Here is a 16,312-nt window from a genome sequence, read left to right on the forward strand (position 1 = left end):
GCCTTGCACCTGCATTCCCCCACGGGAAGTGGGGTGTCTTTCCTTGGACCACCAACGCCGGTCCCACCACCGTGTTTCCCCGGCGGCGAGCTCGAGGTCAACCATACCGCAGCCCCGCGGCTACGACGTCCCCCCGGGCCTCGGTCGTGCCCGCGCGGGGACTCCGCGCCGGGCCCGACCGCGCGAGGGGCCGCTCAGCCGCCGAGGCCGTGCCCGGTCGTCACGTCCACGTGGTCCGGGACCTCCTCGTGACGGTCGCCCACGCTGAGCGTGCCGGAGGGCTCGAACAGGAGGAGCGCGGCGCCCGACGGCGCGGAGGGCTTGTGCTCGGTGCCGCGGGGGACGGTGAACACGGCTCCCCGGGGGAGCAGGACGGTGCGTTCTCCTCCGGGCTCGCGCAGGGAGATGCGCAGTTCGCCGTCGAGCACGAGGAAGAACTCGTCGGTGTGGTCGTGGGCGTGCCAGACGTGTTCGCCCTCGACCTTGGCGACGCGGACGTCGTAGTCGTTGACGCGGGTGACGATGCGGGGGCTCCACAGGGTGTCGAAGGAGGCCAGGGCCGTGCTCAGGGAGATGGGTCCGTTGCTCATGGGCCCATCCTGAGCGGTTCCGCGCGAGGGCCGTGAGTGCTAGGAATCGCAGATGCCGAAAGAATCCTCGCAGTCCCCGCGCCCGGCGGGAGTACACCGGGTCGTCGTGATCGTCGACGAGAACTCGAACCCCTTCGAACTGGGCTGCGCGACCGAGGTCTTCGGTCTGCGCCGGCCCGAGACCGGACGCGACCTCTACGCGTTCGGGCTCTGCTCCCCCGAGCCCCGGACGCAGATGCGGGACGGGTTCTTCACGCTCACGGGAGTCGCCGGGCTGGAGGCGGCCGACACGGCGGACACCCTGATCGTCCCCAACCGCCCCGACGTCGAGGTGCCCCGCCGTCGGGCCGTCCTCGACGCCGTCCGGCGGGCGCACGCGCGCGGCGCGCGCCTGGTCGGCTTCTGCAGCGGGGCCTTCACCCTGGCCGAGGCGGGAGTCCTCGACGGGCGCCGGGCCACCGCGCACTGGCAGTGGGCGGACTCCTTCCGGGCCCGGTTCCCCTCCGTACGCCTCGAACCGGACGTGCTGTTCGTCGACGACGGAGACATCCTCACCGCCGCGGGGAGCGCGGCCGCGCTCGACCTCGGACTGCACCTGGTCCGACGCGACCACGGCGCGGAGGTCGCCAATGCGGTGAGCCGGCGGCTGGTCTTCGCGGCGCACCGGGACGGCGGCCAGCGGCAGTTCGTGGAGCGCCCGGTCCCCGACCTGCCCGACGAGTCCCTGGCGCCGGTGCTGGCCTGGGCCCAGGAGCGGCTGGACGCACCGCTCACGGTCTCCGACCTCGCGGAGCGCGCGGTGGTGAGCCCGGCGACGCTGCACCGCCGCTTCCGGGCACAGCTGGGCACGACGCCGCTGGCGTGGCTCACGGGGGAACGGCTCGCCCTGGCATGCCGGTTGCTCGAGCGGGGCGAGTCCCGCCTGGAGCTGGTCGCGCGGCACAGCGGGCTCGGCACCGCCGCGAACCTGCGCGCGCTGATGCGCCGCGAGACGGGCATCACCCCGTCGGCGTACAGGCGCCGGTTCGGGCCGGAGGCGGTGTGACGGCGGCCCGGGCGTGCCTACAATGACTGAATGATCTTCATTGTGGTGAAATTCGCCGTCAAGCCCGCGTACGTGGACCAGTGGCCGGAGAAGGTCGCGGAGTTCACCCGCGCCACCCGCGCCGAGCCGGGCAACCTGTGGTTCGAGTGGTCCCGCAGCCTCGAGGAACCGGACACCTACGTCCTGGTCGAGGCGTTCCAGGACGACGCGGCCGAGGCGCACGTCACCTCCGAGCACTTCGCGGCGGCGCTGGAGACCATGCGTCCGATGGTCACCCGCACGCCCGAAATCGTCAGCACCACCATCGAGGGCGCCACCGGCTGGAGCCGGATGGGCGAGCTCCGGATCGACTGAACCGGCCCGGCGCCCAGTCTGCCGCTGCCGACCGCCCGGACGGACGCGGCAGACCGTCGCCCGGGCGCCCGTGCTCAGCGAACCGCCGCCTCCTCTCGCGGCGCCGTGGACCCGCTCCCGGCGGCCGGGCGGGGGCGGCGCAGGGGGCGTGGGGACCACCAGTTGGCGCGGCCCAGGAGGGTCATGGTGGCGGGGACCAGGAGGCAGCGCACCAGCGTGGCGTCGACCACCACGACCAGGGTCAGCGCTGTCGCCAGCTGCTTCATCACCAGCACCTCCCCCGTCGCGAAGCCGGTGAAGACGATGCACATCAGCAGCGCCGATGAGCTGATGATGCGGGCGGAACGCTGCACGCCCGCCTCCACGGCCAGGTCGTTGCCGGCGCCGGCGCGGTAGAGCTCCTGGATGCGGGAGAGCAGGAACACCTCGTAGTCCATGGACAGGCCGAAGGCCAGGGCGAACACGACCACCGGCAGCCAGTAGCCCAGGCCGCCCAGGGTGTGCACGCCCAGGAGCCCCGCGCACCAGCCGTCCTGGAACACCAGGACGAGCGCGCCGAACGAGGCACCGAGGGACAGGGTGTTCATCACGATCGCCTTCAGCGGGAGCAGCACCGAGCCGGTCATCGCCAGCAGCAGGACGTAGCTGGTCAGGGCGATCAGGGCGGCGGCGCGCGGCGCGTGCTCGACGACCTCGGCCCTGAAGTCGGCGTCGAGCGCGGCCCGTCCGGTCACCCACACGGGGAATTCCGACGGGCGGTCCGCGCGGAGCCGCTCCACCAGCCGGGTGGCGGTGGCCGCGTCCTCGTCGGGGACCGGTACGAGGCGGACGACGGAGACCCCGGGACCCGCGGCGGTGGCGGGTTCGATCCGCTCCACCTGCGGTACGGCCGCGAAGCGCTCCGCCCACGCCGTCAGCCGGGACGGGCCGGTACGGGCCACGACCACGACGGCGTCGGCGCGGTGCTGGGGGAACTCCTCGGTGACCAGGTCGGCGAAGCGCCTCGCCTCGGTGCCCGGCGGGAGTTGCAGTTCGCCGACCGGGCTGACGAGGTGGACCCGCAGGAAGGGCGCGGCGGCGGCCAGCAGCAGGACCCCGACCCCGACGGCGACGGCCGGGGCCCGGCGGCGGGTCCAGCGGGCCAGCGCCGCGAAGGCACCCTCGTCGGCCTCCCGGCAGGCGCGGGCCCCGATCCGCTTCCCGCAGGCCGTGAGGAGTGCGGGGGTCAGGGTGACGGCGGCGGCCAGCGACAGCAGGACCGTGCCCGCCGCGGCCAGGCCGACGGAGGCGTAGAAGTCGCTGGGGAAGGCGGCCAGCCCGCTGAGGGCGGCCGCGACGACCAGGGCGGCGAACAGGACCGAGCGGCCCGCGCTGCCCATGGTCCGCACCACCGCCTCCGGGACGTCGTGGCCGGCGGCGAGCTCCTCCCGGAAGCGTCCGACGGTGAGCAGCGAGTAGTCCACGGCCAGGCCCAGGCCCACCATCGTGGTTGTCGACAGCACCGGGGAGGTGAGGTCGTACCAGCGTGACAGCAGCAGGAGCCAGAGCATCCCGGTGCCGATCGTGGCGACGGCGGCGAACAGCGGCACGGCGGCCGCCACGAGGCCGCCGAACAGGAGGTAACACCACCCCCAGGGTCAGAGGCAGGGTGATCAGTTCGGCGCGCCGGGTGTCGGCCAGGGTCCGCGCCGCGACCTCGGCGCGCGCCCGGTCGCTGCCGCCGAGCGTCACCGCGGAGCCGGGCACGGCCCGCCGCACGGCGCGCAGCCGGGCTTCCACGGCCCGCTCGCAGCGCCGGCGGTCCTGCCCGGCCTGCTCCCGGTCCAGCCGGACGGAGAGCAGCACGGCCCGCCGGCCGGCGGCGTACGCGCCTTCGGTGAGGGGGGTGACGGCGTGTACGCCGGGGACGGCGGCCAGGTCGCGGCGCGCCGCGGCGAGTTCCCGGCGGAGGTCCGGGTCGGTCACCGGCACGCCGGACACCACCGCGTCGATCTGGCCCCCGTAGGGGCGGACGCCGTCCAGCAGCCGGTTGCCGCGCACCGATTCGTGCGCGGCCACGCTCCAGGGCCGCCGGTCCATGCCGTCCGCCACCGGTCCGGCGGCGGCCGCCCCGGCGGCGAGGAGCAGCAGCCACAGCAGCAGCACCGGCACGTGGTGGCGTACGCAGACCAGGGCGAGCCGGGCGGGCACCGTGCTCAGGCGGCACATCGGCGGCCTTCGGCGAGGTAGGCGGAGCCGATGGTGACGTCGCCCGGTTCCCGTACGGTCAGCCGGACGAAGCCGTCCTCGCGTCTCCCCCGCATCGGTTCGAGGCAGCCGGCGTCGGCCGTCAGCCAGGGCGAGTCGACGATCCGCACGGTCACCGTGCCGGGCCGGGGCATACGGAGGGTGATCCCGGCCGCGCCGGAGCTCCGTACGGTGGCCGGCGGGTCCACGAGGGGAACGGCGTCCCGGACGCGGTAGATCCGCCAGTTCCGGTCCCGCCACACCGGCTCCAGGTAGGCGGGCGCGCCGGTGACCAGGGCGTGTTCGGCCTCGGAGGCGGCGTCGGGCGGGCCGTCGTGCAGGACCACGAGGCCCACGGCCCAGTGGTCGAGCCAGGCACGGTAGGCGTCGGGGGCGAGGCCGCCGGCCCCGTAGAAGAGGCGGCCGCGTTCCACGTCCGCCTGCCGGTTCCAGCCGCGGGCCAGGGTGACGTACGGGGCGAGGACGGCGGCCTCGCGGTGGCTGCGCGCCATGACGGCCTCCACCCGGGTGCGGTCCGCGCCGAGGCGGCCGAGCTCGGCGAGGACCCCGTCGGTCTCCGCCGCCCACGCCGGGACCCGTACGGTATCGGCGAGGTGGGCGGCCGTGTTCCCGCCCGTCCAGAGCAGGCAGAGGGCGAGGCCGGCCCCGGCCAGGGCGCTGCGTACGCGGCCGGACGCCGACGCGGCGGCGAGGAGCAGGGCGGGCGCGGCGAGGCAGCCGAGCCGCTCGACGTTCGTCCCCATCGGGGAGGGGACAGCGTACGTGAGCACGACGGCGGCCGCGTACAGCGCGGCGGTGCGTCTGACCCACGGCCAGCCGCGCGGTGCCGCCGCCAAGACGGCCAGGGACATCAGCAGCGGCGGCCAGATCCGCTCCGCCGGCATGGGCTGTTCGCCCCGGAAGGGGAAGAGCCAGGCCGTCAGGGCGAGTACGGCACAGGGCGGCAGGAGCAGGACGGCGGCTTCGGCGGCCCGGCGGCCGGGCGCGGGCGGGAGCGCCGTGCCGATCAGGAGGAGGAAGAGTCCGGCGACGGGGCTGGCCATGGTGGCGAGGGCGGCGCAGAGCGCGGTGGCGGTGAGCCGTCCCGCCCGGCCGCCGGACGTCCGGAACCGGACTCCCAGTACCGCCGCGAGTCCGAAGGCGACGCCCAGGACGAAGGTCGTACGCCCCGACGCCGCCTGGCACCACAGGGCGAGGGCCGCCGCCAGCGCGGGCCGTTCGGGCGACCGGACTCCGCTGCGCGCGCACAGCAGTCCGGCGAGCCAGGTCGCCGCCAGCCCGCCCGCCACGGTGACCGGGACCACGCCGAAGGCGGCCATGGCGTACGGCGAGACGAGGCTGTAGGCAGCGGTGTGCAGCCCTCCGTGCCAGGCGAGGTTGTAGGCGGAGCCCGGGTGGCGGGCGGTGAAGTCCGCCCAGGTCGTCTGGGCCGCGAGGTCCCCTCCGCCGGTCGCCAGGACCGACGCCCACACGGCGTACAGCGGCAGCGCGCAACCGGTCGCGGCGAGCGCGGCCCTGACGGTGAGGGGGAGGGCGGCGGGGGGCCGCCGGAGCAGGGCGACAGAGGTCATGGGCGGCTCCGGTCGTGACTGCGCGTCGAGGGGGCGGAGGGGCGGGGGCCGTACCCTCCAACGACGGGTGGCGGCCGGTGTGGCGATGTTCCGGTCAGGGGCACCCGGTCGGCGCCTTGGGGGGCGCGGCGGCGGGGGCGGCGCTCTGCCGTTCGGGTGACGCACCGCCACGTCCCCGGCCGTGTTGCCGTTACAAGGGCGGATCCCCCGATCCGGGGCTCGTTTCCGCTACAGCGAAGGACAGTTCTCGAATGCTGAAGAAGATGATGGTCACCGCAGCAGCCACCGCCGCCGCCGTCGGCGCGGGTGCCGCCGTCGCCGCTCCGGCCATGGCCATCGGCAACGACAACGGGATCAACACCGTCAACGGCAACGGCGCCCAGCAGATCTACGGCAACCAGAAGACCACCGGCGACCAGAGCCCCCAGCTCGGCCTGGTCCAGGGCACCCTCAACAAGCCCTGCATCGGCCTGCCCGCGAAGGTCAACGTCCAGTCGCTCCTCGCCCTGGTCAACGTCGGCGTCCAGGACATCAACGTCCTGTCCAACCCGCAGAACCAGCAGTGCACCGAGAACTCCACCCAGGCCAAGGGCGACGAGCCGCTCTCCCACATCCTGAGCAACATCCCGGTCCTCTCCGGCAACCTGTCCGCGGGCAGCTGACCTCCGGCTACCGCCGCTGAGCGGGCCGGCCGTGGGCGTCCGCACGAACACCCACGGCCGGCCCATTCGCGTTCCCCGGGGGCGCCGTTGTGCGGGATCCCGGACTCCCCCGTGCCGCTCGGGCCCCGGGACGGGCGGCACGGGGGCGCATGACGAAAGGCCCCGGTCTCCGTGAGGAGGCCGGGGCCTTGATCGAGCGCTGGGCAGGCCTTGCACCTGCATTCCCCCACGGGAAGTGGGGTGTCTTTCCTTGGACCACCAACGCCGGTCCCACCACCGTGTTTCCGCGGCTGCGAGCTCGAGATGAACTGTACCGTAAGTCCCAGGTCAGCGCACCCGCCCCAGGGCCGACAATGGTCTGACGTCGACGAAGGGGGGTACCGATGCCGCGCCGTCCGCGCGTCATGGCGGTGGCCGTCGCCCTGCTGGTCTGCGGGGCCGTCTCCTCGGCCTGCGGGCCCGCCGGGTCGGGAGCCGGGGCGGGGTCGCGCCGCGCGGAGCCGCTGACGGCGGCCGAGTTGCTGTCGGTCCTGCCCTCGGGGAAGGACCTGCCGGGCTTCGTCGTCACGGCCCGGGGGCCGGCCGCCGCGGCCACACCCTCCGCCGTGGCCTCCCGGGTCGCCCCGGGACATCCCGCGGAGTGCCAGGCCCTGGTCGACTTCGAGCTGGACCACGGGGCGGCGCACCGGCCGGCGGCCAGGGTGGTGGCCACGGTAGCGCCGCGCTCGGGCGCCTCGGACGCCCGTCGGAACGTCGACTTCGGGAAGCTCCACTCCGTGGCGCTGTCGAGCCACACCGTCGAGGAGGCGTCGGCGGTGCTGGAGTCCCTCAGGAAGGCCGTACCGCTGTGCGGGGGGTTCCTGGTGTACACCCTGGCCTACGGTGACCAGGACGCCCGCGTCGTCGTCGGCCGGCGGCCCGTGCCGACGGCCGGGGACGACGCGGTCGCCTTCGACTGGACGGTGCCGGGCATCGCGATGGAGCAGACCGTGCCCGTCACGGTCGTCCGTACCGGCGGCGTCCTGACCGCGTACTCCGGCGCGGTACCGGCCGGCGTCGCACAGGGACAGCACCGGCGGCTGCGGGCCTTCCTCTCCGGGTCCGCGGGCTGACGGGCGGCAGGCGACGGGAGCCGGGAACCCTGGTCGCCCGCCGGCCGGTCAGCCGATCACGATCTCCGTCTCGAACCGGGCTCCCAGTTCCCGCAGGCGCCGCTCGCACTCCTCCCGCGTCGGCGCCGACAGTACGGCGGCCGCGAGGAAGTCGGAGGACAGGGCGGCCTCTTCGATGACCTCGCCCGGTTCCGCGAAGACCCCGTAGAACTCCACCCAGGGCTCCTCGGGGGTGACCGGGATGGCGCGTACGGTGCCGGGCCGCTTCATCATCAGGACCTGGCCCGCCATGCGGACCGGCTCCAGCCGGGCGCCTTCCGCCGTCCCGGCCGGGACGGGCAGCCGCAGTCCCGTGTGCGCCCGCACCGCCAGCTCGACCGGGTGCACCCCGAACACCGCGTCCAGCACCTCCCGGATCCGCGCGCCGGCGGGGCGGGAGGCGACCTCGCAGACGACGAGGCGGTCGTCGGGGGTGTGGAAGACCTCCGCGTGGAAGCAGTAGTCCGCCGGGCCGCCGAGGGCGTCGAGCGCCTCCTGCGCCACCTCCAGCAGGCGCGGGGTCAGCGGGTCCGAGGGGGCCAGGGTGAGGTCCACCCGGGCGCCGGGGTCGGCGCGGAAGGAGGAGAGGTCGTACTGGTACTGGGACGGCCAGGCCATCACCGTGCGGCCGCCCACGACCACGCCGTCCACGTGGCACATCCGGCCCGGGACGTACGCCTCCGCCAGCAGGTCCTCCCGGGGCGGCGCGCCGGGCGGGAAGGCCTCGGCCAGGTGCTGCTCCAGCTCGTCCGGCGTCGTGACGATCCTCAGCCCGATGGAGCCGAAGCCGTCCCGGGCCTTGAAGACCAGCGGCAGGCCGTGCTGGTCCGCGAAGTCCCGCGCCCCGTCGGCCGTACCGGGCAGGGAGTACGGGGCGACCTCGATGCCGGCCGCCTCCAGCCGCCGCTTCATCAGCAGCTTGTCCCGGAAGGGCAGCACTTCCTCGGGCAGCTGCCCGGGCAGGCCGAACTTCTCGCGCAGCCGGGCCGCCCGCAGCAGGTCCGCCTCGTGGGGGGCGATGACGTGGGTGACCCCGTACTCCTCGGCCAGTTCGAGGGCGACGTGGTCGAGGAGTGCCTCGTCCTCGAAGTCGTCGAGCACGACCAGCCTGCGGTAGCCCCCGTCGCCGTCCGGGACCTGTTCGCGGGCGCCCTCGATCCGGTCGCGGGCGGCGATCACCACCACGCCGCCTTCGAGTCCCGCCAGCCAGCGGTCGTAGGGGAACGGGCCGAGGGGGAACCGGTGCAGTACGAGGGCGGTCACGCCGCGACCTCCAGCTCTCTGGCGCCGGCCGGCACCGGGGCCGGGGTCACGTCGATGCGGATCCGCGCGGTCAGCCGCTCGCACAGGGCGATCGCGGCGTCGGTGTCTGCCGCGGTCACCGCGGCGAAGCCGAGCCGGTCCCAGTTGTCCCGCAGCGGGCGCACCGGGTCCCCGGGCCCCACGGAGACCTCCACGGCGAGCACGTCGGGGCGGGCGGCGACCTCCTCGACGCCGGAGACGGCCGTGACCGTGCCGGGGTCACGGAGCACGAAGCGGGTGCAGGCGCCCGCGCGTGCCTCCGGGGGCTCCGCGAGGGCCTCGACCAGGCCCAGCGGCCAGGCGACGCCGTAGCCGAGGAGGTCGATCCCGTAGGCGGCCTCGACCAGTTCGTTGATGTGGCCGCCGCCGACCCGGTTGTGGGACTCGATGACGACGGGGCCCCGGGAGGTCAGGCGCAGCTCGGTGTGGCTGGGTCCGTCGGTGACGCCCATCGTGTCGAGGAAGTCCTCGACCGCGGCCGTGATCCGGGCGTGGGCGTCCGGTGCCAGCCGGGCGGGCAGGGCGTGGCCGAGCTCCGCGAAGTGGGTCTCGTCGACGAGCTTCTCGGTCACGGCGATCACCACGTGGCGGCCGGCGAAGCTGAAGGCCTCCACGCTGAACTCGGGCCCGTCGAGGTAGGACTCCATCAGGAACTCGGTGATCCTGTAGAGGGTCGAGCCGCGGTCGGTGTGCCGGCCGCGCAGCTCCTCGATCCGCTCCCAGGTCGCGTCCAGTTCCTCGGCGCCGCCGACGCGGAGCAGGCCGAAGCCGGCGGTGGCGTCGGTGGGCTTGATGATGAAGGGGTAGCCGGCGAGGGCGGCGAAGGCGTCGAGGGAAGCGCGGTCGGTGACCCGGTCCCAGTGGATCGACAGCTTGCCGCGCTCGGTGAGGTGCCGGCGCATCAGGAACTTGTCGCGCATGCGGCGGCTGGCCTCGGGGCCGGTGCCGGGGAAGCCGAAGTGGGCGTTGAGGCGGGCTGCCATGTCCAGGCCGGCCTCGGTGAGGGAGGCGATCGTGTCGAAGCCCCAGACCTCCCGGGCGGCCTCGGCGAGCGGCCGTACGGTGTCCCAGTCGGTGTAGTCGACCATCAGCAGGGCGTCGGCGAGGCCCGTCTGGTAGGCGTTGATCTTGTCGGGGTGCTGGAGGAGCACCACGCGGACGCCCAGCGCCTTGGCGCGTTGGAGGTGCTGGTCCGTGGCGCCGACGAGCAGGAGGGTGCGGTCCGCGGCGCGCGCGGTCGGGGCGGTCATCGCAGTGCTTCCTTCGGGGTGGGAGTGGTCGTGGTGCGCAGTGCGGTGCGGGCCGCGGCGATCCGTTCGGCGGCTCCGGAGGGGGTCGGGGCGTCGACGACGGCGTAGCCGTGGCGGGTGCCGGAGTCGGTGGTGCGGGGCAGGACGTCGCCCGGCGCGTACGGGAAGTGCACGCCGTGGACGTGGTCGAGGGCACGCAGTGCGTCGAGGCCCTCGACGGACTCCAGGCGTCCGGCGGGGAGCTGGAAGAAGCCGATGGAGGCGTACCGGTGCGGTGCGGGGACGGTGACGTCCTCGCCGGCCAGGCCGCGGAAGATCGCGGCCTCCAGGTCGTAGCCGGTGGCGACCTCCACGAGCAGCGGGATCCGGTCACCGCCGAGGCGGGCCTGGGATTCGACGATGCGCGGGCCGGCCGGGGTGAGGATGACCTCGGTGTGGGCGGGGCCGAAGGCGTAGCCGGTGAGGTCGAGCAGGGCGGTGACGGTGTCGCGTACGGCCTCGGCGTCGGCCGGGTCGAGGGGGGCCGGGTGGATGTGCCCGGTCTCCACGAATCCGGGCGGGCCGCTCGTCTGCTTGGCGGTGATCCCGACGACGTGGTGGGTGCCGCCGACGGTCAGGGTCTCGACGCTGTATTCGGGTCCTTCGAGGAAGTCCTCGATGATGAAGGGTCCTTCGAAACCGCCGGCCTTGATGCGCTCGGTCCATTCGTCGAGGTCGTCGGCGGTGCGGACCAGTGCGATCCCCCGGCTGCCGGCCGTGTTGGTGGGCTTGACGACGGCGGGCAGTCCGAACTCGGCGAGCAGCGGCTCCACTTCGGCGAGGGTCTCGGCCCGCCGGGCCCGGACGACGGAGACGCCGCCGGCGTTGAGCAGGCCGCGCATCGCGTGCTTGTCGTTGAGCAGCCGTACGGATTCGGCGGTGTTCGGCGACAGGCCGAGGGCCTCGGCTTCGGCGAGCACGGGGGCCATGGTGGCCTCGCTGCCGAGGTGCAGGACGTACTGGACGTCGTGCTCCAGTGCCGTCCTGGCGACGAGGGCGCGCAGGGCCGTCTCGTCCGTGAAGTCGGCCGGGAGCAGTTCCCGCGAGTGCGCGGCGACGGCGTCGAGGTAGTCGGGCGGGCGCAGCGCCGGGTCCCAGATCGACCAGACCTGGAATCCCGTTTCGACGGCCTTGCGTACGAGCTGTTCGTACGGCATCACCATCAGGATGCGGCCGGGCTCGCGGGGCGGGGTCATGACGTGGCTCCGTTCTGGGCCGGTGCGGTCGCCGGCGGGGCGGCCGGCCGCTCGGCGGCGGGTTCCTGCTCCGCGGCGGGGCGGCGGGATCCGCGCAGCGGCAGCAGGGAGCGGTAGACGAGGATGGCGCCGAGGCCGAAGGCGCCGTAGAGGACGCTCATGCCGACCGGGGAGAGGAAGGCTCCCACGGTCACGCAGACCGATCCGATGAGCAGGCCGACGCGGGGCACCAGGCCGTAGGCGGCGAGGTACTTGGTGCGGGCGGCCGGGTCCACCAGGTCGGCCAGGAGGGCCTGCTTGACCGGTACGTTCGCGATCTCGCCGAGGGTGAAGACGACGGCGGCGGCGATCAGGATCCAGCCGTTGTCGCTGACGGCGAGGACCATGTGGCCGGCGGTGAAGAGGGCGATCCCGGCGTAGAGGCGGACCCGGTCGGACAGCCGGCGGAACATGCTGCCGGCGAAGAGGGCGAAGCCGACGACCAGGACGGTGTTGACCGCCCGCAGGATGCCGAGCATGGCGACGCCGTCCACGGAGGGGAACCACCGCTCCAGGCCGGCCAGCGCCTGTTCGGGGAAGTCGTCGGCGAGGCGGACGGCGATGTAGTAGCCGATCTGGACCTCGATGGCCCGGGTGAGGAGCGCGGCGCCCACCAGCCTGAGGAACACCCGGTCCCGGGAGACGGCGAGGTAGCCGCGGAGCATGGCCGGGATGCCGGACGCCCGGTCTCCGGCGGATTCCGGGGCGCTCTCGGCGATCCGCCACCAGGTGACCAGGGCGGTCGCCAGGGAGAGCGCGGCCGCACCCGCCAGCAGCAGGGTGAAGTGTTCTCCGTAGAAGAAGCCGCCGATCAGGGCGCCGACGGTGAACGCCATGTTGATCGACCAGTAGTTGACCGTGTAGACGAGCCGGCGGTTCTCGGGGGTGGAGACGTCGATCATCATCGCCTCGGCGGCGGGTGTGGCGGCGCTGGCGAGGCAGGTGTTGAGCAGGAAGAGGAGGAAGGTGGCCGCCCCGGACTGCCACCAGGGCGAGTTGGCCAGGGCGAGCAGGGCGAAGGTGAGCGCCGCCCCCACCTCGCCGGCGACCATCAGCGGCTTGCGGCCGTGGACGTCGGCGAGGTGGCCCCCGACGAAGTTGCTGGCGATGCCCGCCGCGGCCACGGCCATGGTCAGCGCGCCGGCCGCGGCCGCGCCGTAGAGCGTGGCGAGGTGGATGACCATCAGCGGCATCAGCATGATGCCGAGCATCCGCTGGACGAATCCGATGCCGAGCCTCAGCTTGATGTTCGGATGGAGCTGACGGAAGTTCACGCCGGGTTCCTTCGGGGGTGGGGGACGGGGCCGGGCGCCCGGGCGCGGACGGTCAGGGCTTTGCGGTCAGGGCGGGGGCGGGGGCCGGGGCGGGGGCGGGGGCCGGGGCGGGGGCGGGGGCCGGCTGCTGGGCGGGCCGGGCGGCGGGGGCGGAGGCCTCGTTCCAGAGGCTGAGGTAGCGCTCGCCGGTGTCGGGCAGGATCGTGACGATCGAGGCGCCGATGTAGTCCGGGTGCGCGGCCAGCCGGGCGCAGGCGTGGGCGACGGCGCCGGAGGAGACGCCGACGAAGATGCCCTGCTCGCGGGCGAGCGAGCGGGCGCCGGTCATGGCCTCCTCGTCGGTGACGGTGACGACGCTGTCGATCAGGGAGACGTCGGTGGTGGGGGCCACGAAGCCGCCGTTGAGTCCCGGGATCCGGTGCAGGCCGCCTGTGCCCTGGGAGAGCACCGGGGAGTTCTCCGGCTCGACCGCGACCACGCGTATCGCCGGGTTCTGCTCCTTGAGGTACTTCGCGACGCCGCTGAGCGTGCCCCCGGTGCCGACGCCGCAGACCAGTACGTCGATCCGGCCCGCCGTGTCGGCCCAGATCTCGGGGCCGGTGGTCTCGTAGTGGGCGCGCACGTTGTCGCTGTTCTCGTGCTGGCAGGCGAACCAGGACCCGGGGGTGGCCGCGTGCAGCTCCTCGGCCTTGGCGATGGCGCCGGGGTAGCCGGCGTCGCGGGGCGTCAGCACGACTTCCGCGCCCAGGGCCTTGAGGAGGGCGATGCGCTCGGCGGTGGCGCTGTCGGGCAGCACGATGACGCAGCGGTAGCCGCGGGACGCGGAGAGGGCGGCCAGGGAGATCCCGGTGTTCCCGGAGGTCGCCTCGATGACGGTGCCGCTGCCGGGCGTCAGTTCGCCGCGCTCCTCGGCGGCGCGCAGCATGGCGAGGGCCGCCCGGTCCTTGCTGGTGGACATCGGGTTGGCGGACTCCAGTTTGGCCAGTACCTCGGCGCCCGGGGCGGAGTCTTCGAAGTGCAGTCGGATCAGCGGGGTCGAGCCGACCAGGTCCGCGATGCTGTCTGCGATGCGGCGCGTCTCACGGCTTTCCACGTGTGGTTCCTCACAAGTCAGGTCGTACGGCTGCGCGCCGGGCGGACGGATGCGGTCCGCCGGGCCCGGTGCGGCGTTCGTGTGGGGGGTGTCCGGCAGGGCCGCGCGGGATCGCGGAGGTGCCGGGCTACGGTGCGGTGCGGGGTGCGGCTACCAGGAGCCGGCCGAGGCCGTCATCGCGTACAGGTCTTCCATGGGCTGCGGCCGCTGGCCGACGGGCTTGATCACCGCGGTGGCGGCGAGGACCCGGGCGCCCGCGGGCACGTCCTTGTTCACGAGGGCCTGGGCGCCGATGACGGCGTGCGCGCCGATGGTGACCGGGCCGAGCACGGTCGCGTTGGTGCCGAGTACGACGTGGGCGCCGACGACCGGGTGCCTGCGGTCCCCCTCGGGCCGGTTGTTGTCGCTCCACCAGCCGACCGCTCCCAGGGTCACCTGGTGGTAGATGGTCACGTCGTCCCCGACCACGGCGGTTTCGCCGATCACGACGGCGGCGCCGTGGTCGATGAACACGCGGCGGCCGAGCACCGCACCGGGGTGGATCTCCACCGATGTGCTGCGGCGGGCGTTCCAGGCGATGAGCCGCGCGATCATCCGGTGTCCGCGCAGGTGCAGGCGGTGCGCGATCCGGTGGGCCCAGAGCGCGGGGAGGGCGGCGTGCAGCAGGGCCTCGCGGCGGTTGCGCATGGAGGGGTCGCGGGCGACGACGACCTCCAGGTCCTCCTTCATGATCCGGAACAGGCCGGGCTTCGAGGCCGCCATCAGACCAGCACCTCCTCGCGGTCGCCGGCCGGGGCGAGCTCGGCGATCAGGGCCCGGGTCAGGCTCTCCAGCCGGGTGACGAGCCCGGCGTCGGTGTAGCGGCCGTCCTCGGAGGCGAGCGTGCCGGCGCGGGCGACGGCGACCGGCTCGTGCTCGACGACCCGGGCGCCGCAGCGGGCGAGTACGCCGATCAGTCCGGTCTGCGCGTCGAGACCGCCGCGCGCTCCGGGGGAGGCGCTGGTCACGGCGGCCGGCTTGCCGGTCAGCGGGCTCGGGCGGTCGCCCTGCGCCCGGGACAGCCAGTCCAAGGCGTTCTTCAGCGCGCCGGGCATCTCGCCGTTGTAGGAGGGGGTGCTGATGAACAGCGCGTCCGCGCCGGTGACCAGCTCCTTGGCGGCGCGGACTGCCGCCGAGCCGTCGGTGCGCTCCAGTTCGGCCTCGTAGTGGGGCAGCTCGCCGACGGGGAGCAGCACGCTCTCGTGCTCACCGGGCAGGTTCCCGAGGATGTGGCGCACGGTGGCCAGTACGGCGGTGTTCGCCGAATCGCCTCGGGTGCTGCCGGATATCAGAACGATCTTCACTGGTGGAACTCCTTCTCCTCAGCCTTCCGGTCGGCAGGCCTTCGACTGGTCGAGACTCACGCCTGCGTTCCGGGCCTCCCGGGTCCCTGCCGCTCCGCCGCGCGGGCCTGGGGCGCGGCGGCCGGGCACCGGGGTGCTCGAGCGGGATGGTCCGGCCCGCGTCCTGGTCGTAACCGTGTCAGCTCGAACCGATGCCCTGCTCGACTGCGGCTAGCGCCCCGGCGGAGGGTCGCTCCAGGCACGGCCGCGGTGTGCCCGGGCGGGTGGTGGCGGAGGTGGCGGACGCCGCGCCGGCGATGTCGACGGCGGCCTGGGACCGCGGCGGGGGCCGGTGTCGGGAAGCGCCTCGCCGCGCGGGCCCGATGGTGATCAGCGGGCCGCGGTGCCAGGCTGGAGGGAGCAGCCGCAGCTGAGGCTCCCCCGGACCTGTTCGAGTCGGCAGGAGGTGGAAGCCCGTGAGGATCCGCCCTTCACGCAGCAGTACCCGTACCCGTACCACGGTCTCCCTGGCCGTGGCCTCGGTCCTGTCCGCCGCGCTCGTACCGCTGGCCGCGCCGTCCGCGACCGCCGTGAGCTGCGACACCGCGGCGGCCGCCCGGCCGCCGGGCGGGGGCCTCCAGGAGCGGGACGCGGTCCTGTGCCTCATCAACGCCCAGCGCGCCCAGCGCGGTCTGCCCGCCCTGACGGGCAACCAGGCCCTGACGGACGCGGCCCGGCAGCACACCGCCGCGGCCGTGCAGCTGAAGTGGTGGGGGCCCTGGAAGGATTCGCACACCAACCCGCGGACCGGCTCCACTCCGCAGAGCCGCATCATGGGCGCCGGCTACTGCCCCAACCCCCGTTCCTGGGGAGTCTCCGAGATCACCTACAACGGCTGGGGCGGCTCGGGCACCCCGAACGCCGCCGTCAAGTGGTGGATGAACAGCCCGGGTCACCGCGCGATCATCCTCGACGCCTCGCTGCGCCAGTTCGGCGGCTGGGCGCAGGCCGGTGCGGCCGACCCGGCCGGGGCCGGCGCGAGCGGTGCCGGAACGTACGTCGTGGACTTCGGCCGCTGCCTGCGCTGAGGCGGCCGGGCACACGGCCGGGGAAGGCGGGCACGCGTCGGCCGTCCGTGCAGCTCCGCCCGCCGGCGGAGCTGCACGGACGGCCTCCG

General features: G+C 74.3%; 15 protein-coding genes. 5 read left to right on the forward strand and 10 right to left on the reverse strand.

The genetic code is table 11. The annotated features are described in order from the left end of the window. Positions 1–194 precede the first annotated feature (194 nt). A complete protein-coding gene (locus ACZ51S_RS17415) occupies positions 195–590 on the reverse strand; it encodes a cupin domain-containing protein (protein ID WP_468885963.1) in 396 nt (131 codons plus the stop codon). Between the two features lie 52 nt (positions 591–642). Here ACZ51S_RS17415 and ACZ51S_RS17420 point away from each other — a divergent pair, with 52 nt between their 5' ends. Together ACZ51S_RS17420 and ACZ51S_RS17425 are read left to right on the forward strand one after the other, a co-directional pair. Beyond that, the gene (locus ACZ51S_RS17420; RefSeq protein WP_468803313.1) at positions 643–1,635 is read left to right on the forward strand and encodes a GlxA family transcriptional regulator; all 993 of its coding nucleotides are present in this window, start codon (positions 643–645) and stop codon (positions 1,633–1,635) included. Between the two features lie 30 nt (positions 1,636–1,665). Continuing rightward, positions 1,666–1,989, forward strand: a complete 324-nt coding sequence (locus ACZ51S_RS17425) for a putative quinol monooxygenase (RefSeq protein ID WP_388940705.1) — start codon at positions 1,666–1,668, stop codon at positions 1,987–1,989. 74 nt (positions 1,990–2,063) lie between these two features. Here ACZ51S_RS17425 and ACZ51S_RS17430 read toward each other — a convergent pair whose 3' ends face one another. Then, on the reverse strand, positions 2,064–3,605 hold the full coding sequence (locus ACZ51S_RS17430) for an MMPL family transporter (protein WP_468961444.1): 1,542 nt from the start codon (positions 3,603–3,605) through the stop codon (positions 2,064–2,066). Between the two features lie 579 nt (positions 3,606–4,184). Then, positions 4,185–5,807: a hypothetical protein gene (locus ACZ51S_RS17435; protein WP_468961321.1), complete on the reverse strand. Its 1,623-nt coding sequence runs from the start codon at positions 5,805–5,807 to the stop codon at positions 4,185–4,187. Positions 5,808–6,058: 251 nt separating this feature from the next. Between ACZ51S_RS17435 and ACZ51S_RS17440 the strand changes: the two genes are divergently transcribed. Then, positions 6,059–6,469, forward strand: a complete 411-nt coding sequence (locus tag ACZ51S_RS17440) for a rodlin (RefSeq protein ID WP_467896707.1) — start codon at positions 6,059–6,061, stop codon at positions 6,467–6,469. Between the two features lie 383 nt (positions 6,470–6,852). Continuing rightward, on the forward strand, positions 6,853–7,581 hold the full coding sequence (locus tag ACZ51S_RS17445) for a hypothetical protein (protein WP_468961323.1): 729 nt from the start codon (positions 6,853–6,855) through the stop codon (positions 7,579–7,581). A gap of 48 nt (positions 7,582–7,629) precedes the next feature. Here the strand turns inward: ACZ51S_RS17445 and ACZ51S_RS17450 are convergent, their stop codons facing one another. The 7 genes from ACZ51S_RS17450 to ACZ51S_RS17480 form a co-directional block, all read right to left on the reverse strand. Then, positions 7,630–8,883, reverse strand: a complete 1,254-nt coding sequence (locus tag ACZ51S_RS17450) for an ATP-grasp domain-containing protein (RefSeq protein ID WP_468961325.1) — start codon at positions 8,881–8,883, stop codon at positions 7,630–7,632. Beyond that, entirely contained in the window at positions 8,880–10,172 is a 1,293-nt protein-coding gene (locus ACZ51S_RS17455) for an ATP-grasp domain-containing protein (protein WP_468961327.1), read from the reverse strand. Before ACZ51S_RS17455 ends, ACZ51S_RS17450 begins: the two co-directional genes overlap by 4 nt. After that, complete coding sequence (locus ACZ51S_RS17460; protein WP_468474612.1) at positions 10,169–11,407, reverse strand: ATP-grasp domain-containing protein; 1,239 nt, start codon at positions 11,405–11,407, stop codon at positions 10,169–10,171. The genes ACZ51S_RS17455 and ACZ51S_RS17460 overlap by 4 nt, the downstream gene beginning before the upstream one ends. Next, on the reverse strand, positions 11,404–12,720 hold the full coding sequence (locus tag ACZ51S_RS17465; RefSeq protein WP_468804020.1) for an MFS transporter: 1,317 nt from the start codon (positions 12,718–12,720) through the stop codon (positions 11,404–11,406). The genes ACZ51S_RS17460 and ACZ51S_RS17465 overlap by 4 nt, the downstream gene beginning before the upstream one ends. A gap of 52 nt (positions 12,721–12,772) precedes the next feature. After that, a complete protein-coding gene (locus ACZ51S_RS17470) occupies positions 12,773–13,813 on the reverse strand; it encodes a PLP-dependent cysteine synthase family protein (RefSeq protein ID WP_468961329.1) in 1,041 nt (346 codons plus the stop codon). 150 nt (positions 13,814–13,963) lie between these two features. Beyond that, positions 13,964–14,575, reverse strand: coding sequence for a serine O-acetyltransferase EpsC (gene epsC, locus ACZ51S_RS17475; protein ID WP_388940356.1), 612 nt, complete (start codon positions 14,573–14,575; stop codon positions 13,964–13,966). Next, positions 14,575–15,156 carry an NADPH-dependent FMN reductase gene (locus tag ACZ51S_RS17480; protein WP_468474615.1) on the reverse strand — a complete coding sequence of 194 codons (582 nt, stop codon included), beginning with the start codon at positions 15,154–15,156 and terminating at the stop codon, positions 14,575–14,577. Before ACZ51S_RS17480 ends, epsC begins: the two co-directional genes overlap by 1 nt. A 455-nt stretch (positions 15,157–15,611) precedes the next feature. Here ACZ51S_RS17480 and ACZ51S_RS17485 point away from each other — a divergent pair, with 455 nt between their 5' ends. Continuing rightward, on the forward strand, positions 15,612–16,223 hold the full coding sequence (locus ACZ51S_RS17485) for a CAP domain-containing protein (protein ID WP_468474616.1): 612 nt from the start codon (positions 15,612–15,614) through the stop codon (positions 16,221–16,223). The last annotated feature ends 89 nt before the right edge of the window (positions 16,224–16,312 follow it).

This window comes from Streptomyces sp. NPDC034043, from assembly GCF_055575675.1.